Here is a 22440-nt window from a genome sequence, read left to right as displayed (position 1 = left end):
GCAACGAGGATAATATTATTTTAAACAGGATATGTGCCTCAACTTGTTTTGTGACCAATTTTAGCAGGTACATATTCTATAAAAAATTTTCTTTTTAAAGATCTGTTACTTTAATGAACCTATATCCTTTTTTCTCTAAGATAGTTATTAATTTTTTAAAATTTGAATTTTCAATATATGTAAAAGTTGGAGCAGAATTTTTATCTTCTGCTAAAGTGATACAATCATTTTCTAAAAGTGGATGAAAAAATACACTTCCCATTATAGCTTTATTATTATTTTTATCTATTTTATTTAAAGTAAGCTCTTCTTTACCAATAGGAATATAGTCAAGCGGAGTTGAAATATAGTAAGAAGTTTTATTATATGGACTAAGTTGGGGCTTTGTTAAATCAGCTTTATTTCGACCAAAATCATTAAATGGATAGTATAATATTTTAAAATACTTTTCTGCTATTTTATTTTGTGTTGGCGTAATTTCATAATGTGGTGCTTCAAAGAAACCTATTGGTATATCTAAATATGAAGCGGTGTTAATAGCTTTTTGGATTTTTTCTTCAAAATTTTTTACAGAAGGATCATATTTTCCAAATTCAAAACCTATCCCAGATTCAACATCACCTAACTGATGAGTGTAGCCATGAAGGCCGATTATTCCATTATGTGCAGTAAAATAATCTAAACTGTATACCATTTCGGCAATTTCAAAATTATTTTTGGTTAATGGATCATTATCAATTCCTTGGTTAGGAATAACGTATCTTGGAATCCATGCAATGTGGTAAGGAATATTTTTTTGATACATATAATTTGCCATTATACGGAGCTTTTCAAAATAATCTTTAGAATAAGATTGGGAAGATAAACCTACATCTTCAAAACGAATAAGGCCTATTTGATTTATTTTGGATTTATATGGAGCAGGTTTTGTGTTATCGAAACCATTTATCTTACAATTTATTATCTTATTATTTTTATCCCACCTAGTATAGAGGTTAAATATATGAGAAAAATCAAAAAAACTTATATAATATATATTTTCATCATTTAATAATTTTTTCTTCAATGTAAATTCGTTGTTTAGAAATTTAACTGTATTTTGAGATAAATCAATTAAATAAAATTTATTATCAATCTCAATACGTAATAAATTATTTATTTTACTAATTTTTCCATTTAACTGTTCGATAAATTCATTTAAGCATATGTAATGTCTGTTTTTATCTAAATAAATTGGAAGTTTGAGTGTTAAAGTTTTTCCATTAATTATAAATTTAACATTATCTTGAATCATATCAAAACCATTAAAGGTATTAAAGTCTATATTAAGTTTAGTATTGGTTGATTCAGCAGAAGCTTCGTTTTGAATTTGTTCCACATTATCAGTTTGACTTGTTTTTTTAGTGGTGCAGCTTATTAAAAAAAGTATTATAAATATTATTAAAACAGAAAAAAATTTTCGATTTATCATTCATATTTCCTCCCTATTTTTTTAGCATACCTTATTCTATTGTATGTACATAGATTTTTTTTATTATTTATGTTATAAGAAATTTCGTTAAAATTTTTATCTTAAAATGCACATTTTTGCGAGTAAAAGAGAGAAATTAATTAAATCCATAAAATAATTGCATTTAACGATTGATTTTGTAGGATTAAAGAAATTAATCTATATATATGTTCAAAATTATGAGAATATTAAGTTATAACTAGCATTATATGGGGGAGACATATTATGAAAAAAAGTAGATTAAATAAATCAATTGCAGCGTTTATGTTAGGCTTTGTAATTATTGGAACGGTTATTGGATCAAAACAAATTACTTTCGCAGCAACTAATAGCAAAGCTGCTGCTAATGCAGCAACAAATTATGATGTTGTTGTTGCTAAAGATGGTAGTGGAAATTTTAAAACAATCACAGATGCTTATAACTATTTGATACGTTCCAATAGTGGATCTACGAGAAAAACCATATACGTTAAAAATGGTGTTTATAAAGAACAACTTACCATTTCAAGATCTTCTATAACTATAATCGGTGAAAGTAAAAATAATACAATACTTACCTATAATGTTGCAAATGGAGATCCTAAACCTACTGGGGGTACTTATAACTCAGCAGATTGTGCAGCTTTAACTGTTGCTGCAAATGACTTTAATGCAGAAAATATTACTTTTGAAAACAGTCATTTAAAGGATACTGGTAAAGATGTTCAGGCATCTTGTATTTATACTTATGGAGATAGAATTACTTTCACTAATTGTAATTTTTATAGTGGGCAAGATACCTTATGTGCATATACCTATGGTGCAAATAAATCTAGAGCTTATTTTAAGAATTGTTTTATACAAGGTAGCGTTGACTTTATTTGGGGAGGTGCTACTGCATTATTTGAGAATTGTACATTAAATGATATAAGAGATGGGGGGATGTATACAGCTGCTAACACTCCTAAAGGTCAGAAATTTGGATATGTATTTTTAAATTGCACTTTAACCGCTAATGAAGATGTTAATTACACATTCAAAACTAATCCTCGTTGGAAAACACCTTCAACAGTTTATCTTGGAAGAACTTATGGGGACTACTGTCACGTATCATATATAAATTGTAATCTAAATGCACCAGTTAACTCAGCAGGTTGGCTAAAGATGAACAATAATGTAAATAATACTGCTCTTTTAGAGGAATATGGATGCAAAGGTACTGGTGCTAATAGATCTAAGAGAGTATCCTGGTCAAAAGCTATTACTAGCAATGAAGCGTCTAAGTATACAAAGGCTAATATTTTATCAGGAAATGACGGTTGGAAACCATAAGTTAAAAGTTATCAATTATTAATAAAATCAACATTTTAATTGACTGTATCAGATATGATATAGTCCTTATATATTTCAATATGTATTATTCCTATATATTTTTTAGTGTAATACTTACTTTATTGCATGTACCTACATTTTTTTATTATTTATGTTATAGGAAAGTTTGTTGAAATTTTTATCTTAAAATGCATATTTTTGCGAGTAAAAGAGAGAAATTAGTTAAATACATAAAATAATTGCATTTAATGATTGATTTTGTAGATTACAAGAAAGTAGTATTTATATATATCCCAAATTATGAGAATATTAAGCTATATATTATATTAGGGGGAAGTTATTTATGAAATCAAAGAAAATAATTGCATTAATGTCAGCCGTAGTTATATGCGCAGGCATGATCACAAGTTATAAATCAAGTAGGGTAAAAACCAGATGATAAGAAAAAGATTGTATTTAGAGCAGAAACTAAAGATCGTAAATTCAGAGTTGTTTCTACTGCGACAAAAGAGGTAGTTTACGAAGGGGAAATTACTGGACTTGCTTATGATAAGGCAGCTAAAGAAACAGATTGTTTTGGTGATTTCTCTTCAGTTAATACACCAGGTACATATAGAATTGAAACAGATAGTTTAGGTAGTTCCTTTGAATTTACTTAAAAATTATATTATAAATGAAGCTCAAAACATTGTGGCTTTAGATAAAAATGATAATTACAATGTCCCTAATGGAACAGATTATTATTGGGGTAGTAATATGCAGGTAATCAATAATGCCGTATTGCTTGCAGAAGCATATAAAATTATGCCTAATAAAGAATATTTAGAATATGCAAAAGAACATATTAACTATTGTTTGGGCAAAAACTCATTAGGTATGTCTTATGTTACAGGTTATGGTTCAAATTCTATGAAACATCCGCATCATAGACCATCAACGGCACAAGGAGCAGCAGTACAAGGTATGATTGCAGGTGGTTCAAATAAAAATTTAGAAGATCCACTTGCAAAAAATCTTTTGAAGGATAAAGCTCCTGCTAAATGTTATTTAGATAATTCAGAAAGCTATTCAACTAATGAAGTAGACATTTATTGGAATTCACCATTTGTTCATGCAATGGCTGAATTGAATATGAAGTAATAGTAGGAAGGGAGATCTTTATGAGATATTCCCTTGCTCTGTGATAGGATAATTAAAGTATGCAAGTTTTTATAGAAAAGAAATATAATATCATTTTTTGAGATTTTGATAAAATGAGAAAAAATAAAGCGTGTTTTTAACCTTTTATCAATGTTGTTTAGTTAAATTGATAAATGTATATTTTATTGATAAAAAACATGGTAAATAGTTAATGGAGATTGACAATTGTTCATAGTTTGTTATAATAATAAAAAGACAAATTTTAAAAATCAAATTTATACTAATATTCGTAAAAAGAATTGATATTTTAGTAAAGGAGAAAACCATGAAAAAGGATATTGTGAAATCAGTTATGCAAAAATTTTATAGCTTTTTTTATTTTATGTTCTGGGGCTTTTATTTTAGCGCTGGCTATTTATTTTGCAAAAAAACTGAAAATATCTTTTTGATGAGTTTTTAATATTTATATAAGTTTTTAATATCAAATTTTATTGATATTTTATGGGACTCATTATATATGAGTCCCATTTTTTTTAAAATTAATTCAAAATATAGGGGGCAAAATGAAATGGAAGATTTGATTGTCGAACTTGGCGAAAGAAGTTATCCAATTATTATTCAAAAGGGATTAATTGATAAGACAGGCTCAGAAATTAACAAAATTTATCAAGGGAAAAAAATATTTATATTAACCGATAAGAATGTAAATTATCACTATGGAGACAGAGTTAAAGAATCGCTAATTAAGTCAGGCTATGAAGTGAAATTGATGGCTCTAGAGCCAGGAGAAGAAACTAAAGCCTTTAGCACACTTCCAGTTGTATACAATGAACTTTTGGATTTTAAGCTTACAAGGAGTGATTTGATAATTACGCTTGGTGGCGGAGTAATTGGGGATCTTGGCGGATTTGTAGCAGCCACTTTCTTAAGAGGTGTTAGTTTTGTTCAAATGCCAACATCATTACTTGCTCAAGTTGACAGCAGTGTTGGTGGAAAAGTTGCTGTAGATTTAGAAAGAGGTAAAAATTTAGTAGGAAGTTTTTATCATCCAAAGTTAGTTTTAATTGATCCAGAAGTTTTAGAAACTTTAAGTGAAAGATTTTTTAGAGATGGGATGGCTGAAGTCATAAAGTATGGCTGCATAAAAGATAAGGATTTCTTTTACTTTTTGAAGGGTTTAAAAAATAAAGAAGAAGTTATGCACAATATAGAAATGATTATCCACAAATGTTGCTTTATAAAAAAATGTGTTGTGGAAAATGATGAAAAAGATACTGGAGAAAGAATGTTACTAAACTTTGGTCATACCTTAGGCCATGCTATTGAAACTTATTACAACTTTAAAAAATTTACTCATGGAGAAGCAGTTGCAATAGGGATGTATGAGATAAGTAAGATAGCAGAAAAGAAAAACCTTACAGCTAAAGGTGTAAGTAAAGAAATAAAAGAAATATTAGAACAATATATTCTCCCATATGAAGTAGAAATAGCCGATAGTTCAGCAATTCTTGATACTATAGCTTTAGATAAAAAAAATATAGATAATGTCTTGAAAGTAGTGCTATTAAAAGAAATAGGAGAATCATACCTAGAAAAAACCAACGTAGAATTTTTCAAAAACTAATAACTGTAAATTAGTAATTATAACTGTAAATTGTAAACTGTAAACTGACAAAACGGGGGGCGTATAATGGGAACTTTTAAAATTATTCCAACTAAATTAAAAGGTGAGGTAAAAATACCTCCATCGAAAAGTATGGCGCATAGAGCTGTAATATGTGCAGCTTTAGGAAATGGGATTAGTAAGGTTACTAACATAGATTATTCAGATGACATTATTGCTACTATTGAAGCTATGTCGGCATTAGGTGCAAAAATAGCAAAAAAAGATGATTATCTTGAAGTTTGTGGTATCAAAAGTACTGAAAATATTGAAGCTAATAAAGTAAAAAAAGAAAGAATAATTGATTGTAATGAATCAGGTTCAACTTTAAGATTTTTAGTGCCAATAGCAGCTTTATTTGATGGTGTTAATAGATTTGTTGGTAGAGGTAATTTAGGAAAAAGACCTTTAGATACCTATTACAACATATTTAAGGAGCAAAATATAAAATACTCTTTTAAAGAAGATATATTAGATTTAACAACAGAAGGTAAACTTAAGTCAGGAGAATTTAAAGTTAAAGGAAATATTAGCTCTCAATTTATAACAGGCTTGTTATTTACCCTTCCACTACTAGATGGGGATTCAAAAATAATAATAACAACAGAAATGGAATCAAAGGGATATATTGATTTAACTTTAAGTGCTATGAAAGATTTTGGAATAGAAATTATTAATAATAATTATGAAGAGTTTATAATTAGAGGAAATCAAACATATAAGAGTAGAGATTATAGAGTTGAAGGTGATTATTCTCAATCAGCATTTTTCTTTTGTGCAGACGCACTTTCTAATGAAGTAATCCTTAATGATTTAAAGTTAGATTCTCTTCAAGGTGATAAAGAAGTAATTGATATTTTAGCAAGAATGGGAGTTACCATAAGCAATAAAAATAATGGCATTATTGGAACTGCTGATGAAAAACTAAAAGCAACTATTATCGACGGATCACAATGTCCAGATATAATTCCAGTAGTTTCTTTAGTAGCAGCTTTAGGAGCAGGAAAAACAGAAATAATAAATGCTGGAAGACTTAGAATAAAAGAATGTGATAGATTAGCTGCTGTAACTTCTGAACTTAATAAGTTAGGAGCAAAGATTACTGAAAAAGAAGATGGATTAATAATTCAAGGTGTGAAAGCGTTAAAAGGTGGAGTTGAAGTCTGGAGTCATAAGGATCATAGAATAGCTATGACTATGGCTATAGCAGCTACTGTATGTAAAGAGCCTGTAATACTTAGAGATTATGAATGTGTTTCTAAGTCATATCCTCAGTTTTGGGATGATTATAAAAATTTAGGAGGTGTATTTGATGAGTGGAATGTGGGGAAATAAATTAAAGGTTTCTATATTTGGTGAATCACATGGAGTTGGAATTGGAATTACAATCGATGGACTTCCACCTGGTGTGGAAATAAATATGGAAGAAGTTATGAAGGAAATGGCTAGACGTGCACCAGGAAAAAGCAATTTGTCTACTGCAAGAAAAGAAGCAGATCAGCCAGAAATACTAAGTGGATTTTTTGAAGGAAAGACTACTGGAACTCCTCTTTGTGCAGTAATTAGAAATGCAGATATGCATTCAAGAGATTATGGGAAACTTAAAGATTTAATGAGACCAGGACATGCAGACTATCCAGGATTTATAAGATATAATGGCTTTAATGACTATAGAGGTGGTGGACATTTCTCAGGAAGAATTACTGCACCATTAGTATTTGCAGGAGCTATATGTAAGCAAGTTCTACAAGCTAGAGGAATTAATATAGGAGCTCATGTGAAAAGTATAGGAAATATAGAAGATAAAAGCTTTTATGATGTGAAAGTAGATAAGGAATTATTGGACAATTTAAAGCTAAAAGAATTACCTCTTTTAGCACCTGAAAAAGAAGACGAGATGAGAACTTTAATTTTAGAAGCAAAAAAAGAACAAGATTCTACTGGAGGAACAATTGAATGTACCATTCTTGGCATAAAAGCTGGGATTGGAAATCCATTTTTTGATTCGGTTGAATCAACATTAGCTCATTTAATGTTTTCTGTGCCTGCAGTTAAAGGAATAGAATTTGGAAAAGGCTTTGAAATGACTAAGCTTCGTGGTTCAGAATGTAATGATGAATATTATTATGACAACGGTGAAGTTAAAACTTATACAAATAATAATGGTGGTATTACTGGTGGAATAACTAATGGAATGCCAATACTATTTAAAGTTGGAATAAAACCAACAGCATCAATATCAAAAATTCAGCGAACAATAGATATTTCAGAACAAAAGGAAGCAGAACTTGTAATAGAAGGAAGACATGATCCGTGCATAGTACAAAGAGCTGTTCCAGTTATTGAAGCAGTTACAGCAATAGGAATACTTGACCTTTTAATCAGTTAAGAGTTACACCTATAAAAAGAGCAGCTGTGCACTTATTAAAAGAGCAGCTGTGCTGCAATACGGAACTTTTATGTAATTAGGAACTTTAAATTAGTTATGAGTTGTGAGGAGTAGGTGAAATGTCAGAGTTAGATGATTATAGAGATACAATTGATGAAATAGATAAAAAAATTACAGAATTATTTGAAAAGAGAATGGATGTAGTACTTAAAGTTGGTGAATATAAGAAGAAGAACAATTTGCCAGTATTAGATGAAAGTAGAGAAAAACAAGTAATTGAAAAAAATCTAGGGTATCTTAAGGATAAAGCTTATGAAGAAGGAGCAAGGAAATTTTTCATAAATATTATGGAAATTGCTAAGGGGTTTGAACAGGAAAAAACAAAGTATAATGGTTCTGAATGTGAAGAACTTAAAATTAACAAAAGTAGAAATGGTGTAGAAATTGGTTATTATGGAGTAAGTGGATCTTTCACAGAAGAAGCAATGTTCAAATATTTTGGCAATAATAAAGAGGCAAAGGCTTATGATGAATTTGAAAATGTTTTTGCTGCAGTTAAAAAAGATGAGATTAAGTATGGTGTTGTACCAATAGAAAATTCTTCAACAGGTGCTATTTCAGATGTTTATGACCTGTTGTATAAATATGGCTTTTATATACTTGGAGAAGTTTGTATAAGAATAAATCAAAATTTAGTAGGAATAAAGGGAACAACTTTAGAAACTATAAGTGAAGTGTATTCACATCCTCAGGGATTTAGTCAAAGCACAGAATTCTTAAAGTCTTATAGGGATTGGGAATTGATACCTTATCATAGCACAGCTAATAGTGCTAAGTTAGTTAATGAATTAAAAGACAAAAGGAAAGCAGCAATTGCAAGCAAAAGAGTAGCTAACATATATGATTTAGAAATAATAAAAGAAAATATAAATAATCAATCAGAAAATTTTACTAGATTCATAGTTATTGGTAAAGAACTTGAAAGAAATCCAAAAGCAGATAAAGTAAGCGTGGTATTTTCTCTTGATGATAAAGCTGGAACCTTATACAAATTATTGCGTCATTTTGCAGAAAATAATATAAATATGATAAAGATAGAGTCACGACCTATGAAACATGGTCCATGGAAGTATTTCTTATATGTAGATTTTGAAGGAAATCTATATTCAGATGAGGTAACAAAAGCACTAACATTAATTAAACAAAATAGTCCTTATTTTAAAATGTTAGGAGCTTATGAAACAAATATTAATTAATTATTTTAGGAGGAGTATTATGGAAAAAAGAATTTCTGGATCTACAGCATTATATTGCTTGATAGGATCACCAGTAGATCATTCAGGATCGCCAGCTATGTACAACTACAGTTTTCAAAAATTGGGTATAGATTCTGCCTATGTAGCTTTTGACATTTCAGAAGAAAAAGTATCTGATGCTATTGCAGCCTTTAAAACTTTGAATATAAGAGGTGCAAATGTAACTATGCCATGTAAAAGTGAAGTTGTTAAGTATATGGATGAATTATCTCCAGCAGCTCGTATTATTGGAGCAGTGAATACAATTATTAATAAAAGTGGAAAATTAACTGGTCATATTACAGATGGTGTTGGATTTGTACGCAATTTAAAGGAACATGGAGTAGATATAAAAGGTAAAATAATTACTGTTTTAGGTGCTGGTGGTGCTGCAACAGCCATTGTGGTTCAATGTGCACTAGATGGTGCTAAAGAAATTAATATTTTTAACATAAAGGATGCTTTTTATCAAAAGGCTGAGAAGACTATTGAAAATATAAAAAAAGAAGTACCTGAATGTGTTGTAAACTTATGTGATTTAGAGGATACACAAAAACTTAATGGGCAAATTGCAGCTAGTGATATTTTAGTTAATGCAACACGTGTGGGAATGCATCCAAATGAAGAAGAATCTCCAATAAAAGATACAAATGTTTTCACAAAGGAATTAGTTGTAGCTGATGTTGTTTATAATCCAAGGAAAACGAAGCTTTTAGAGGATGCTGAGGCAGTTGGATGCACAATAGTTCCTGGTATAGGTATGCTGTTATGGCAAGGTGCAGAAGCTTTTAAATTATATACTGGATTAGAAATGCCTGCAGATGAAGTTAATGAATTGTATTTTAAATAATTTTAAGTTCAATTTATTAAGCAATTAAGGCAGAGGAAAGACGATAAATATATCCATAGATGAAATTCAATGTAATGTAAAGAACTATGTTCTTATATTAATAAATAATTTAAATAATTAGGAGGAAGGTTAGATATGAAAAACAAAATAGTTATAATTGGTATGCCAGGTAGCGGGAAAACGACACTTGGAAAAATGTTAGCTGAAGAATTAAATATAAAATTCTTTGATATGGATGAATACATTGTAGAGAAAACAGGAAAAACAACCATACAACTTTTTGAAAATGGTGAAGAATTTTTTAGAGATATTGAATCAGAAACATGCAAAGAATTAGCTGGATACAGTAATGTATTAATTTCTACAGGAGGTGGAGTTATAAAAAGAAAAGCTAATATAGATACTTTAAATAAGGAAGGGTTAATTATTTTTATTGATAGGCCTGTTGACAATATTTTAGGAGATGTAGATGTTTCGTTTAGACCACTTCTTAAAGATGGAAAAGAAAAGTTATTAAAACTATATGATGAAAGATATGCACTTTACAATGAATATGCTGAAGAAATAGTTAAAAATGATAGTGATATTAGAGTGGTAATTGATAAAATTAAAGAAGTAATAGACAATAATGAAAATGTAAGTATAAATAATTAAGTTTCTATTGACCTATAAAGAAAAGTATTACAACAAATATTGAAATTATATATAAATTTGAATTAATATTATGTAGTAGATTAGTAGGATAGTAGATTAGAAGAAAAAATAGTTTTTTAGTAGTATAGGAGGAAACAAACAATGATAATTATAATGAAACCAAAAGCAAGCGAAGAGGAAATTAGAAAAATTAAAGAAATAATTGAAGGAAAGGGATTAGAAGTTAATCTTTCTAAAGGAGACACATACTATATTATAGGTGTTGTAGGAGATACTTCTATAATAGATCCGAAGAAGATGCAAGTACTTAAAGGGGTAGATAGAGTTATGAAGGTTCAAGAACCTTTCAAGAAGGCAAATAGAAGATTTAAACCGGAAGATACAGTTATTGATATTAAGGGTTCAGTAATTGGAGGGAGTCGTTTAGGAGTAATGGCAGGGCCATGCTCTGTTGAAAGTGAAGAACAAATTGTTGAAGTAGCTAAAAGAGTAAAAGCTGCAGGAGCAAACTTCTTAAGAGGAGGAGCTTTTAAACCAAGAACTTCTCCATATAGTTTTCAAGGCTTAGAACTTGAAGGATTAAAACTATTAAAAACAGCAAAACAAGAAACAGGACTTCCAATAGTTACAGAACTTATGTCAACTGATTATATAGATACTTTTGTTGAAAATGTTGATGTTATTCAAATTGGTGCAAGAAATATGCAAAACTTTGATTTATTAAAGCAAATTGGAAAAACTAATAAACCAATTTTATTAAAGAGAGGTTTATCAGCTACTATAGAAGAATGGTTAATGTCGGCAGAATATATTATGGCAGGTGGTAATGAAAATGTAATTCTTTGTGAAAGAGGAGTTAGAACTTTTGAAACAATTACTAGAAATACTTTGGATTTACAGGCTATTCCAGTAATTAAAAGATTATCACATTTACCTATTATTATTGATCCAAGCCATGCGGGAGGATATGCTTATTTAGTAGAGCCTATGGCAAAGGCAGCAGTTATAGCTGGAAGTGATGGACTTATGATAGAAGTTCATAATGATCCTGAAAATGCATTAAGCGATGGGCAACAATCTCTTACACCAGATCAATTCGATAAATTGATGGATAAGGTTAAAGTTGTAGCAAATATGGAAGGAAAAGAAATTTAAATTTTCTGGGGGGCTAAATATGAAAATTGTAGTTGTTGGTCTTGGTGTAATTGGTGGTTCCTTTACTATGGCTTTAAAAGAAGCAGGATACAATGATGTTTATGGAATAGACACTAATGAGGAAACATTAGTAAAAGCTAAAAAATTAGGATTAATTAAAGAAGGATTTACTAGTGGAGAAGAAATAGTTAAAGATGCTGATTTAATAATTATGTCTTTATACCCAAGGTTAGTTAAAAAGTTTATTACTGATAACAAAGACAATTTTAAAGATGGCGCAGTAATAACAGATGCCACTGGGATAAAGAAGATGTTCATTGGCCATATAGTAGAAATTTTACCAAGTAATATTGACTTTGTTTTTGGACATCCAATGGCAGGAAGAGAAAAGAAAGGAATAGATTTTGCTACTAGCGAAGTATTTAAAGGTGCAAACTATATTTTAACTCCAGTAGATAGAAATAAAGAAGAAAATCTTAAACTTATAGAAGATTTAGCATATGAAATAGGTTTTAAGAGAGTTAAAAGGATAAATCCAGAATATCATGATGAAATGATAGGATTTACAAGTCAACTACCACATGCATTAGCAGTTGCATTAGTGAATAGTGATGTGGAAGGAAGAGATACTGGAAGTTTTATTGGTGATAGTTATAGAGATTTAACTAGAATAGCTAACATTAATGAAGATTTATGGAGTGAACTTTTCTTGGGAAATAAAGAAAATTTACTTATGAGTATACAAAACTTTGAAAATGAGTTAGACAAAATAAAATATGCAATTAAAGATAATGATATAGAGTCATTAAAACAATTATTTATAAAATCTACAAAAAGACGTGAAAAGTTATAATAGAATTAGTAAGGCAAAATAGCTTTTGATTTTTTGGATAATAATTTGTTATAAGTATAAAAATTAAAAAGATAGAGTGTTTTGAATTGAGTAGCATCACTTATGATTAAATTTTAATTATAAGCGATGCTATTTTATATGGTTAAAATCTATAGATTTTAATGTAATTAGTTATTAGATTTTACTTGCAATTTTGCTGTAAAATTATAAGTAAGGTATTATATACTTTCTAAATAACAACATATAAGAAATAGTGAGTTTAAAATTCTTCATTTGTTTTTAGAAGTACTGAAAGGATTTCATCAATCACTGTTGATTGTTAATTGGAATAAATATAATAATTTTAATAAGTTAGAAAGAGGGAATAATATGATAAGAATAGTAGCGCAAAGTGTAGTTAAAGATGACAAGAGAGAAGAATATATTCAATTAGCAAAAGAATTAATTGAAAAGAGTAAGCAAGAACAAGGATGTATTTCCTATGGGTTATTCCAAGATATAAATAATCCATCTATAATTACGTTTATAGAAGATTGGGAAGATCAAAATGCGATTGATTTACATAATAAAACTGAGCATTTTAAAAGAATAGTTCCTTTATTTGCTGATTTGCGAGTAAGTAAAGGGGATGTAAATTTATACAGAGAAGTATAATAGCCAAAATTAGTGCATTTAAGGAAGGAGGAGTATAAAATGTCAACTGAAAGATCAAAAATAACAGATTTACGTTCTGCATTGGAACGTTTAAAAGGAGTTCCAGGACAATTAATTGAGACCAGTGAAGAAGCAGATCCTAATGCTGAAATATCAGGTGTTTATCGTTATATAGGTGCTGGCGGTACGGTAATGCGACCAACAAGAATTGGACCGGCAATGATATTTAATAATGTTAAGGGGCATGAAGATGCAAGGGTCCTTATTGGACTTTTGGCAAGCAGAGAAAGAGTTGGCTTAATGCTTGATTCAAAACCAGAACGTCTAGGCTTTCTTTTAAATGAAGCAGTTAAGCATCCAATTCAACCAATAGTTATAAAGGAAAAACCTAAATGTCAAGAGGTAGTTCATTATGCAGATGAACCAGGTTTTGATATTAGAAAATTAGTTCCTGCACCGACTAATACAGAAGAGGATGCAGGTCCATATATAACCTTGGGTATGTGCTATGCATCAGACCCTGAAAATGGTGATTCAGATATTACTATACATCGCTTATGTTTACAAAGCAAAGATGAAATGTCTATGTTCTTTACTCCAGGGGCTCGTCATTTGGGTGTGTTTCGTGAAAAAGCTGAAAAGTTAGGGAAGCCATTACCAATTTCTATTAGTATAGGAGTTGATCCTGCAATAGAAATTGCAGCTTGCTTTGAACCTCCGACAACACCAATTGGTTTTAATGAATTAAGCATTGCTGGAGCTATTAGAAATAAAGCTGTTGAATTAACTCAGTGTTTAACAATTGATGAAAGAGCAATTGCAAATGCTGAATATGTTATAGAAGGTGAATTAATTCCAAATGTGCGTATTAGAGAAGATCAAAACTCAAATACAGGAAAAGCTATGCCAGAATTTCCTGGTTATACTGGTCCAGCTTGTGATGAAATACCAGTAATAAAAGTAAAAGCTGTTACTCATCGCATAAATCCAATAATGCAAACTTGCATTGGGCCAAGCGAAGAACATGTTAGCATGGCAGGTATTCCAACAGAAGCAAGCATACTTCAAATGGTAGAAAAGGCCATGCCTGGTAGGCTGTTAAATGTGTATGCGCATTCATCAGGTGGTGGAAAATATATGGCGATTTTGCAATTTAAGAAAAGCCAGCCAAGTGATGAAGGTCGTCAAAGACAGGCCGCATTATTAGCATTTTCAGCATTTTCTGAACTTAAACATGTAATTATAGTTGATGAAGATGTTGATCCGTTTGATAGTAATGATGTAATGTGGGCTTTGAATACACGTTACCAAGGTGATGTTGATACAATATTTATTCCGGGAGTACGTTGTCATCCACTAGATCCTTCACAAGATCCAGAATATAGTTCATCAATTAAAGATAAAGGAATTTCTTGTAAGACAATATTTGATTGCACTGTGCCATATGCACTTAAAGATAAATTCCAAAGAGCAAAATTTAAAGATGTAGATCCAGCTCGTTTTGCACCAGAATTATTTAAGTCAGAAGCAAATAAATAACTTTTGCATTATAGATATGTCAGATGAAATGCTAACAAAAATTTTTTTGAAAACTTTGTTATATGTTATAGTATATATATAGATAATTTAATAAAACTGGAATAACTGGTGTAATGGATTTTTGCAGACAAATGATAATATAGCTGTGGGATAGATTAAAACAGCTTTAAATTGAGGTGAAAGATGGAGTTAGTAGTTGGGATTACAGGTGCAACAGGAATAATTTATGGGGTTAAGCTCCTTGAAGCATTGAAACAAATAGAAAATGTAAATACTCATCTCATTATGAGTGAATGGGCTATAAAAAATTTGGAAATAGAAACAGATTATTCATTAGATTATTTACAAGAATTATCAGATTTTATTTATGATAGCAGAAATCTTGGAGCAAAGATTTCTAGTGGATCATTTATTACGGATGGAATGATAATTTTGCCTTGTAGCATGAAGACACTTAGTTCAATAGCTAATGGATATGATGATAATTTAATTTCAAGAACTGCTGGAGTAATGTTGAAAGAAGGAAGAAAATTAATTTTATGTCCAAGAGAAACTCCATTAAGTTCAATACATTTGGAAAATATGCTTAAACTATCAAGACTTGGAGTTAGAATAATGCCACCAATGCCAGCATTTTATAATAATCCTAAAACTATAGAGGATATTGTAAATCATCATGTGACAAAAGTTTTTGATCAATTTGGGATACAGTGTTATACCGCAAAAAGATGGAATGGCTAAATGAGGATGGAAATGTTAGAATAATTATAAAGATTTATAAAATGTTATAAAAGTGTATTTATAAAAAGATTGGCATATAATCAGCCAATCTTTTTGTATTTGCCAAGCCTGTTTGCTCAACTGAGGCTGGAAAAGAAGCCTGTGTCGTAGTTAGACTTCTATACGCATGTATATGAAAGGAAATATATCATAAAATCACTTTTGGTGGTTAGCTAATGATTTTATAAAGTTTCACTTAAATTCTTGAGGATATAGTTACGAAATTGATTTGCAGATGGAGAAATATATTTGTTCTTCATAGAAGCAAGATAAATATATCTTTTAACAATAGGATTGCTTATATGTATGATTTTTACATCGAAATTTTTTATTAAAGATATATTAGGAATAATAGCAATACCATAGTCAACGGCAACCAATCCTAAAACCGCACTGTCTTCTTCAACTTCACATATAATTTTAGGTGTAATATTAACTTTACTAAATAAACTATCAATAAGAGGTCGTATTCCACTTTCTTTATTGAAGTATACAAAAGGATAGTTAGCTAAATCTATTAAGTCAATGCTATCAAGTGAAGCTAGTTCATGATTTTTTGAAACGATTAAAACTAGCTGTTCTTCTAAAATAGGTACAAAATCTATATCAGGTTCATTTTCTACAAATGAACAGAAACCTAAATCAAATTTTTCGTTTTTTAATCCAGTAATAATATTACGAGTAGTGCCTTGAAAAAGTGAAAATGAGATATTTTTATATTTTTCATTATCTAAAAATTCTTTAATTATATTTGGCATAACATATGCTCCTAAGGTATATATGAAACCTAAATCAATTACACCAGTTGAAGAGTTAGTCAAGGCCTTCAATTTTTTTTCTCCTACTTCTAATTCATTTAAAGCACTATCAACATATTTAAGAAAAAAGCGGCCATATTTAGTCAGTTTTACATTTCTTCCATCCTTCTCAAACAAATAAGTGCCTAAATCGTTTTCTATTGTTGAAATAGCATGACTTAAACTAGGTTGAGTAATTGACAATTCTTTAGCGGCCTGAGTGTAATGTTCAAGCTTAGCTAAGACTCTAAAATATTGCAAATGATTTAAATTCATTAGAGCATCAATCCTTTCTAATATTGCTTTTTTTAAAAACTATTTAACTAAGTATACCATTATTAATAGATATAATCTATTAATAATGTAAAAAAAAGATATTAGATTAATGAATAGATAAATATTAAAATATGATTATAAGGATAGGGTTTAGTCCTATTACATAAACAAGTTAAAATTTAATCAATCAAGTTAAATTTTAAACAAATACTAAAATATCTTTGAAAAGTAAGGTTTTAACGTATTCTAATTACTATGTTTATCTTTTGGATTCGTACATTTTTCATATAAAAATACTGTTTTGTAATTGTTTGCAATGAAATAGATAAATTTAAGTAAAAATATTATACATAATAAATAGGAGGAGAATTATGAAAAATAAATATGCAAATCTTTTGTCACCAATCACTATTAATGGAATGACATTAAGGAACAGAACAGTTATGCCACCTATTGGTAGTAACTTAGCAACTGTTAGTGCAGAAGTATCAGAAGAGATGATTAAATACTATGAATTAAGAGCTAAAGGTGGCACAGGGCTTATTATTGTAGAGAATGCATGTGTTGATTTTCCTATGGGAACAAATGGAACAAAGCAGTGTAGAATTGATGATAATCAATATGTACCTGGACTATACACATTGGTTGAAAGACTTCATGCGTATGGTGCGAAGGTGTCTATTCAACTTAACCATGCAGGAGCATCAGCTTATGCAGCCAGATTGAATGGTGAACAACCGATTTCAGCATCAAATATTCCCTCAAAAAAAGGTGGAACTATTCCAAGACCATTAACAGTAGATGAAATGAAAGCTATTGCTAAAAAATATGGAGAGTCTGCAGCAAGAGCTCAATTAGCAGGATTTGACTCAGTTGAGATTCATGGTGGACACTCATACCTACTTAGTCAGTTCCTTTCACCTTTATTTAATGACAGAAAAGATGAGTTTGGTGGAAGTGCTGAAAACAGAGCTAGATTTCCTAAAATGGTTATAGATGAGGTAAGAGCAGCAGTTGGTCCTAGATTCCCAATTGCAATTAGAATTAGTGCTGATGATATGATTCAAGGTGGAAATACACTAGAGGATTCCCTTGAATTAATGGAATACTTACAAGAAAAAGTTGATTTTATCAATGTTTCTATAGCACAAAATGATACTCTATATTTGCAACATGATAAGATGAGTCTTCCAGAAGGATGGAGAAGTTACATGGCTAAAGCTATAAGAGATAAATTTGACAAGCCAGTAATAACTTCAGGAAATTTCCGCACACCAGAAGTTTGTGAAGAAGTAATAGCAAAGGGAGATGCAGACCTTGTTGCTATGGGTCGTGGGTTGATAGCAGAACCATACTGGGCGAATAAAGTTGCTAATGGAGAGGAGCACCTTCTTAGAAGATGTATTTCTTGCAATATAGGATGTGCTGACCACCGTTTGGCAAAATCACAACCAATTCGTTGTACAGTTAACCCAGATCTTTTATTTGAAGATGCATACAAAGACAAGCAGGTAAAGAAATCAATTAATGTTGCAGTTATAGGTGGAGGTACTGCTGGATTAGAAGCAGCATGTACAGCAGCAGAAGTTGGATGTAATGTAACATTATTTGAAGAAAAGGATAGATTAGGTGGATTGTCTTGGATGATAGGAACAATTCCTGCGAAAAAGAAAATTCACTATTTCGTAGAATATTTAGAAAATAGAGCAAAAGAACTTTCAAATTTAAATATAAAACTTAATACAAGAGCTACAAAAGAATTATTAGATGAAGTAAAGCCAGATATCATCATAAATGCTACAGGCTCAAAGCCACTTCTTCCTCCAATATCAGGATTGAAGGAAAATGTAGATAAAGAAGGCGGAAAAGTTAAATCAACATTTGGTTTCATTGAAAATATTGATGCTTTTGATAAAGAAGACTGCAAAGGAAAGAAAATTGTAGTTGTAGGTGGTGGAGCAGTAGGTCTTGATGTTGTAGAATTTTTTGCTGAAAAGGGTGCAGATGTTTCAGATATCGAAATGCTTCCTGTAATAGGAAAAGATCTTGACACTAACACAAAACTTGATGCATACCACATGATGAAGGAAAACAATGTTAAGCAACTTACAGAAACTGCACTTCAAACTGTTAATGAAAGTTCGTTTACAGTAAAAAATTCTGATGGTAGTATTGAAGAAATAAACTTTGACTATGGATTTGTATGTCTTGGAATGAGAGCAGAGATATCTGATTTACCTATGGCTGAGGCGTATGCAGAAGAAAAGGATGTAAAGCTTCTTAATATTGGAGATAGTTTTAGAGCAAGAAGGATAATAAATGGTACTGAAGAAGGTAGAAATATATTAAAAACTCTAGAAGTAATGGGTGCTTTTAGATAAAAGAATATAATTGATAGGATATGAAAAAGGACTGCTGAAAAATGCAAGAAAGTTCTATCATAAACCTAAAACCATGCATCGATGAGAAATTATATCTCAGTGAATGCATGGTTTTTATTTATGAAAATTTATAAATACACATTTAGCAACGTTTTTTGCGATTTTACACTATCCATAGATTATATCTATAAATAAAGCGAAAAAATCATATAAATAATATTGACAAAAACATTAAAAAAAGATATTATTAAAATAAATTAATTTAAAAGCTATGACTAAGAAGTAGTATGAAAACAATAAAATTCTTCACAGAAAGCAACCGGTTGATGAGAGGTGCGTAGAATAGTTTTTCTGAATTCATCTTATGAGCTGCCCTTTGAACTGATTTTCTAAGTAGAAGGTGCCGGTGACACCCGTTAAAAATGTAAAGTATTTATTTTAGATACTTATTGAGTTCTTCAGCGTGAGTTGTTGATAAAATTAGGTGGTAACACGATTATTAGATCGTCCTTTGAAATTTCAAAGGGCGTTTTTTTATAGAAAAAATTATTTATATAGATATTTAAGTGATCAAATATTTCATTTAAAGCAGGAGTTATGAATGGTTATGGGAAAAGTAAAATTTTATAGTTAACAAGATAGTAGATATATTATTTATAATTTAAGATAAAAAATAAGCAATAATATAAATATAAGGGGGACATAAAAATGGAAAATAATATAGTAAAAAGTAAAAAAGTAAACGAAGAAGATTTAAAGAAAGAGGTCAATAAGTATGCCAAATGTTCAGGAAAAAGCACAATCAGTGATTGTATGAAATGTCATGAAACAGAACAAGGGTGTCATGAATATTGGGCTATATGGTGTAAAGATAATGATTAAAATTCATAATCAATATAGGATAGGCAAAAGAAGATAAGGATATATAAATTTATTGAGATTTTAATAAAACTATCCCAGTCCTAATTATTATTTTGGCTTCTGCAAAATAGTTAATATTGTAGTACCAATTAGGAGAGGGATAGTTTTGATTTTTATAAAAATTAAGTATATATGATTATATTTTTGAGTGTTCAACAACAAAATCTTTAAATTTCTGGACAACTGGCGTTAATTGCCTATCTTTTATAACTGCCAAATAAAAAAATCTCTCCCAATTTGGACTTGCAATTTGAAGAACTTTCAAATTCATAGAATTTAGCATAGGCATATTAGGACAAACAGCAATTCCAAAATTCTTAGAAACCAATCCTGCTATCACTTGATCCTCTTCAACTTCATAGGCAACTTTTGGCTGTTTACCAATTTGATTGAATAAATCGTCTATTATAGGTCGAAGTCCACTTTTTTTTGTAAAAATAATTTGAGGATATGGAATAGTTTCAATTAGATCTATAGTATTTTTATTTGCAAGTGGATGATTGGTGGGAACTATTAAAACCAATTCTTGTTTGGCAATTGGAATAAAATCAATAGTATGTTCTTCTTTAATCTTAGAACAAAATGCAATATCATATTTTCTATCTTTAAGCCCTTGAATGATATCAGCAGTTACTCCAGTATGAAAGTGAAATTTAATTTCTTTTTCAGGGTACGATTGTAAAAAAGCTGAAGTTACATCTGGAACAAAATCACTTCCTAATGTCCTAAGAAAAGCTAAATCAATTATACCTTCGCCATTGCTAATTGATTTTAAAATGTTTACATTTGAGTCGAGAATTTCTAAAGATTCTTGTACAGCACCAAAGAACATTTTTCCACACTTTGTTAATACCACATTCCTGCCATCTTTTTCGAAAAGTGAAACTCCAAGTTCCTTCTCTAATGAAGAAATAGCACTACTTAAGCTTGGTTGAGTAATCATTAATTTTTCGGCAGCTTTTGTATAATGCTCTAAATGTGCCAGAGTTATAAAATAACGTAAATGATATAAATTCAATTTAGCACCTCGCTTTCATAATGTATGTATTATGGTGAAATTATAACATGACCTATATATAAAATCTATAGATTGTTAGGATATTATCAATTTGTTTTCTAAATATGCCTATAATATAATATTAATATAGATTCCAATAATATTGATTAATAAATGGGACTCAACTTTCAATCTACCGGTAGAATGATTAATGTTTTATAGAAAATAGTTTTTAGACAAAATTCAGAAATCGATATCAATGTTATTTTGATATCAATGTTTTTAAATTGAAAGGAGTAAATACCATGAATAATGAAGTTATAAAAAATACTTATGAGGAAGGACTATGTCCGCCACTTACAGTTAGCTCATGGACATTAGGAGATCAATGTAAATTTGAGGAAAGAGTTAAGGCTGCTAAAGAAGCAGGATATGAAGGAATAGGTCTTCGTGCTGAAACATATGTAGATGCATTAAACGAAGGGTTATTTGATTCTGATATTCTTGATATTCTTAAGAAATATGATATGAAAGTTACAGAAGTAGAATATATTACACTTTGGGCAGAAGACAATCGTTCTTATGAACAAAAATACAAAGAACAATTATGTTTCCATATGTGTGAGTTATTTGGAGTTCAACATATAAATATTGGTTTAATGGAAAATTATAGTGTAGAACACACTGCACAAAAATTGAAAGAATTATGCCAAAGAGCAGGCAAATATATAATTGGAGTAGAACCTATGCCGTACAGTGGTATTCCAGATGTTAAAAAGGGATGGGCAGTAGTTGAAGCTTCTGGTTGTGACAATGCTAAACTTATCTTAGATACATGGCATTGGGCAAGAGCAAACCAAGAAAATGATATTAAATTATTAGAAGGTATTCCAGCTGATAAGATTGTATCTATTCAAATCAATGATGTTTATGAAAGACCTTATGCAAAATCTATCTTAAGAGATGAATCAATGCATGACAGACTTGCACCAGGTACAGGAATAAATGTAACAGAAGGTTTTGTTCGTATGATTAAGGAAAAAGGTATAAAACCAGCATGTATAGGTGTTGAAGTAATAAGTGATGCTATTTTAGCAAAAGGTGTTGCAGAAGCAGCTAAACACACATATGACAATACTATAAAAGTATTGGATAAGGCTTGGCTAGAAGTATCTCCTAAAAAATAAAAGTATACAATTTTAATTGTTTATTTTAAAGGAAACAAAAGATAAATAATTGTGAATTAGATTAACAATGAAAGGATGATTTGTTTTT

At 29.9% G+C, this 22440-nt stretch carries 19 protein-coding genes, 1 pseudogene and 1 other annotated feature; of the genes and pseudogenes, 17 read left to right on the top strand and 3 right to left on the bottom strand.

Annotation, left to right across the window (positions count from 1 at the left end; all coding sequences use genetic code 11):
- Nucleotides 1-94: 94 nt before the first annotated feature.
- Nucleotides 95-1471 (bottom strand): DUF2334 domain-containing protein, encoded by a 1377-nt coding sequence (locus CSPA_RS25835; protein ID WP_015395365.1) that lies wholly within the window; start codon nucleotides 1469-1471, stop codon nucleotides 95-97.
- 264 nt (nucleotides 1472-1735) lie between these two features.
- Here CSPA_RS25835 and CSPA_RS25830 point away from each other — a divergent pair, with 264 nt between their 5' ends.
- From CSPA_RS25830 to CSPA_RS25770, 14 genes and pseudogenes are all read left to right on the top strand, one after another.
- Nucleotides 1736-2821 carry a pectinesterase family protein gene (locus CSPA_RS25830; RefSeq protein WP_015395364.1) on the top strand — a complete coding sequence of 362 codons (1086 nt, stop codon included), beginning with the start codon at nucleotides 1736-1738 and terminating at the stop codon, nucleotides 2819-2821.
- A gap of 443 nt (nucleotides 2822-3264) precedes the next feature.
- A pseudogene (locus CSPA_RS30675) lies at nucleotides 3265-3480 on the top strand (cellulase N-terminal Ig-like domain-containing protein); the annotation flags it as partial.
- A complete protein-coding gene (locus CSPA_RS25825; protein WP_015395362.1) occupies nucleotides 3467-3961 on the top strand; it encodes a glycoside hydrolase family 9 protein in 495 nt (164 codons plus the stop codon). The pseudogene CSPA_RS30675 and the gene CSPA_RS25825, both read left to right, overlap by 14 nt.
- Nucleotides 3962-4529: 568 nt before the next feature.
- Entirely contained in the window at nucleotides 4530-5585 is a 1056-nt protein-coding gene (gene aroB, locus CSPA_RS25820; RefSeq protein WP_015395361.1) for a 3-dehydroquinate synthase, read from the top strand.
- Between the two features lie 66 nt (nucleotides 5586-5651).
- Nucleotides 5652-6959, top strand: a complete 1308-nt coding sequence (gene aroA / locus CSPA_RS25815) for a 3-phosphoshikimate 1-carboxyvinyltransferase (protein WP_015395360.1) — start codon at nucleotides 5652-5654, stop codon at nucleotides 6957-6959.
- Nucleotides 6937-8013: a chorismate synthase gene (gene aroC / locus CSPA_RS25810; protein ID WP_015395359.1), complete on the top strand. Its 1077-nt coding sequence runs from the start codon at nucleotides 6937-6939 to the stop codon at nucleotides 8011-8013. The genes aroA and aroC overlap by 23 nt, the downstream gene beginning before the upstream one ends.
- A gap of 119 nt (nucleotides 8014-8132) precedes the next feature.
- Entirely contained in the window at nucleotides 8133-9269 is a 1137-nt protein-coding gene (gene pheA, locus CSPA_RS25805) for a prephenate dehydratase (RefSeq protein WP_015395358.1), read from the top strand.
- Nucleotides 9270-9288: 19 nt separating this feature from the next.
- A complete protein-coding gene (locus CSPA_RS25800; protein WP_015395357.1) occupies nucleotides 9289-10158 on the top strand; it encodes a shikimate dehydrogenase in 870 nt (289 codons plus the stop codon).
- A gap of 135 nt (nucleotides 10159-10293) precedes the next feature.
- Nucleotides 10294-10812, top strand: coding sequence for a shikimate kinase (locus CSPA_RS25795; RefSeq protein ID WP_015395356.1), 519 nt, complete (start codon nucleotides 10294-10296; stop codon nucleotides 10810-10812).
- A 141-nt stretch (nucleotides 10813-10953) separates the two neighbouring features.
- Complete coding sequence (aroF, locus tag CSPA_RS25790) at nucleotides 10954-11967, top strand: 3-deoxy-7-phosphoheptulonate synthase (RefSeq protein ID WP_015395355.1); 1014 nt, start codon at nucleotides 10954-10956, stop codon at nucleotides 11965-11967.
- Between the two features lie 19 nt (nucleotides 11968-11986).
- Nucleotides 11987-12820 (top strand): prephenate dehydrogenase, encoded by an 834-nt coding sequence (locus CSPA_RS25785; RefSeq protein WP_015395354.1) that lies wholly within the window; start codon nucleotides 11987-11989, stop codon nucleotides 12818-12820.
- Nucleotides 12821-13189: 369 nt separating this feature from the next.
- Nucleotides 13190-13474 carry a putative quinol monooxygenase gene (locus CSPA_RS25780; RefSeq protein WP_015395353.1) on the top strand — a complete coding sequence of 95 codons (285 nt, stop codon included), beginning with the start codon at nucleotides 13190-13192 and terminating at the stop codon, nucleotides 13472-13474.
- 39 nt (nucleotides 13475-13513) lie between these two features.
- Entirely contained in the window at nucleotides 13514-15013 is a 1500-nt protein-coding gene (locus tag CSPA_RS25775) for a UbiD family decarboxylase (RefSeq protein ID WP_015395352.1), read from the top strand.
- Nucleotides 15014-15196: 183 nt separating this feature from the next.
- A complete protein-coding gene (locus tag CSPA_RS25770; RefSeq protein ID WP_015395351.1) occupies nucleotides 15197-15754 on the top strand; it encodes a UbiX family flavin prenyltransferase in 558 nt (185 codons plus the stop codon).
- Nucleotides 15755-15975: 221 nt separating this feature from the next.
- Here the strand turns inward: CSPA_RS25770 and CSPA_RS25765 are convergent, their stop codons facing one another.
- Nucleotides 15976-16866 carry a LysR family transcriptional regulator gene (locus CSPA_RS25765; protein WP_015395350.1) on the bottom strand — a complete coding sequence of 297 codons (891 nt, stop codon included), beginning with the start codon at nucleotides 16864-16866 and terminating at the stop codon, nucleotides 15976-15978.
- A 371-nt stretch (nucleotides 16867-17237) separates the two neighbouring features.
- Here CSPA_RS25765 and CSPA_RS25760 point away from each other — a divergent pair, with 371 nt between their 5' ends.
- Complete coding sequence (locus CSPA_RS25760; RefSeq protein WP_015395349.1) at nucleotides 17238-19247, top strand: oxidoreductase; 2010 nt, start codon at nucleotides 17238-17240, stop codon at nucleotides 19245-19247.
- 262 nt (nucleotides 19248-19509) lie between these two features.
- Nucleotides 19510-19762: a binding site (T-box leader), on the top strand.
- A 193-nt stretch (nucleotides 19763-19955) separates the two neighbouring features.
- On the top strand, nucleotides 19956-20129 hold the full coding sequence (locus CSPA_RS30365; RefSeq protein ID WP_015395348.1) for a hypothetical protein: 174 nt from the start codon (nucleotides 19956-19958) through the stop codon (nucleotides 20127-20129).
- 175 nt (nucleotides 20130-20304) lie between these two features.
- Here the strand turns inward: CSPA_RS30365 and CSPA_RS25755 are convergent, their stop codons facing one another.
- Nucleotides 20305-21186: a LysR family transcriptional regulator gene (locus CSPA_RS25755; RefSeq protein WP_015395347.1), complete on the bottom strand. Its 882-nt coding sequence runs from the start codon at nucleotides 21184-21186 to the stop codon at nucleotides 20305-20307.
- Nucleotides 21187-21470: 284 nt separating this feature from the next.
- Between CSPA_RS25755 and CSPA_RS25750 the strand changes: the two genes are divergently transcribed.
- Nucleotides 21471-22352, top strand: a complete 882-nt coding sequence (locus CSPA_RS25750) for a sugar phosphate isomerase/epimerase family protein (RefSeq protein WP_015395346.1) — start codon at nucleotides 21471-21473, stop codon at nucleotides 22350-22352.
- Nucleotides 22353-22440 lie beyond the last annotated feature (88 nt).

The sequence above is a fragment of the Clostridium saccharoperbutylacetonicum N1-4(HMT) genome (assembly GCF_000340885.1).
In the GTDB taxonomy this organism is placed as follows: Bacteria; Bacillota; Clostridia; order Clostridiales; family Clostridiaceae; genus Clostridium; species Clostridium saccharoperbutylacetonicum.
The sequence above is the reverse complement of the archived record's forward strand: the minus strand, read 5'-3'. Positions and strand labels throughout refer to the sequence as shown.

Bases quoted from the DNA above. Each gene is read 5' to 3' on its own strand.
- CSPA_RS25835 (WP_015395365.1), bottom strand. From the start codon at position 1,471: ATGATAAATCGAAAATTTTTTTCTGTTTTAATAATATTTATAATACTT.
- CSPA_RS25830 (WP_015395364.1), top strand. From the start codon at position 1,736: ATGAAAAAAAGTAGATTAAATAAATCAATTGCAGCGTTTATGTTAGGC.
- aroB (WP_015395361.1), top strand. From the start codon at position 4,530: ATGGAAGATTTGATTGTCGAACTTGGCGAAAGAAGTTATCCAATTATT.
- aroA (WP_015395360.1), top strand. From the start codon at position 5,652: ATGGGAACTTTTAAAATTATTCCAACTAAATTAAAAGGTGAGGTAAAA.
- aroC (WP_015395359.1), top strand. From the start codon at position 6,937: ATGAGTGGAATGTGGGGAAATAAATTAAAGGTTTCTATATTTGGTGAA.
- pheA (WP_015395358.1), top strand. From the start codon at position 8,133: ATGTCAGAGTTAGATGATTATAGAGATACAATTGATGAAATAGATAAA.
- CSPA_RS25800 (WP_015395357.1), top strand. From the start codon at position 9,289: ATGGAAAAAAGAATTTCTGGATCTACAGCATTATATTGCTTGATAGGA.
- CSPA_RS25795 (WP_015395356.1), top strand. From the start codon at position 10,294: ATGAAAAACAAAATAGTTATAATTGGTATGCCAGGTAGCGGGAAAACG.
- aroF (WP_015395355.1), top strand. From the start codon at position 10,954: ATGATAATTATAATGAAACCAAAAGCAAGCGAAGAGGAAATTAGAAAA.
- CSPA_RS25785 (WP_015395354.1), top strand. From the start codon at position 11,987: ATGAAAATTGTAGTTGTTGGTCTTGGTGTAATTGGTGGTTCCTTTACT.
- CSPA_RS25780 (WP_015395353.1), top strand. From the start codon at position 13,190: ATGATAAGAATAGTAGCGCAAAGTGTAGTTAAAGATGACAAGAGAGAA.
- CSPA_RS25775 (WP_015395352.1), top strand. From the start codon at position 13,514: ATGTCAACTGAAAGATCAAAAATAACAGATTTACGTTCTGCATTGGAA.
- CSPA_RS25770 (WP_015395351.1), top strand. From the start codon at position 15,197: ATGGAGTTAGTAGTTGGGATTACAGGTGCAACAGGAATAATTTATGGG.
- CSPA_RS25765 (WP_015395350.1), bottom strand. From the start codon at position 16,866: ATGAATTTAAATCATTTGCAATATTTTAGAGTCTTAGCTAAGCTTGAA.
- CSPA_RS25760 (WP_015395349.1), top strand. From the start codon at position 17,238: ATGAAAAATAAATATGCAAATCTTTTGTCACCAATCACTATTAATGGA.
- CSPA_RS30365 (WP_015395348.1), top strand. From the start codon at position 19,956: ATGGAAAATAATATAGTAAAAAGTAAAAAAGTAAACGAAGAAGATTTA.
- CSPA_RS25750 (WP_015395346.1), top strand. From the start codon at position 21,471: ATGAATAATGAAGTTATAAAAAATACTTATGAGGAAGGACTATGTCCG.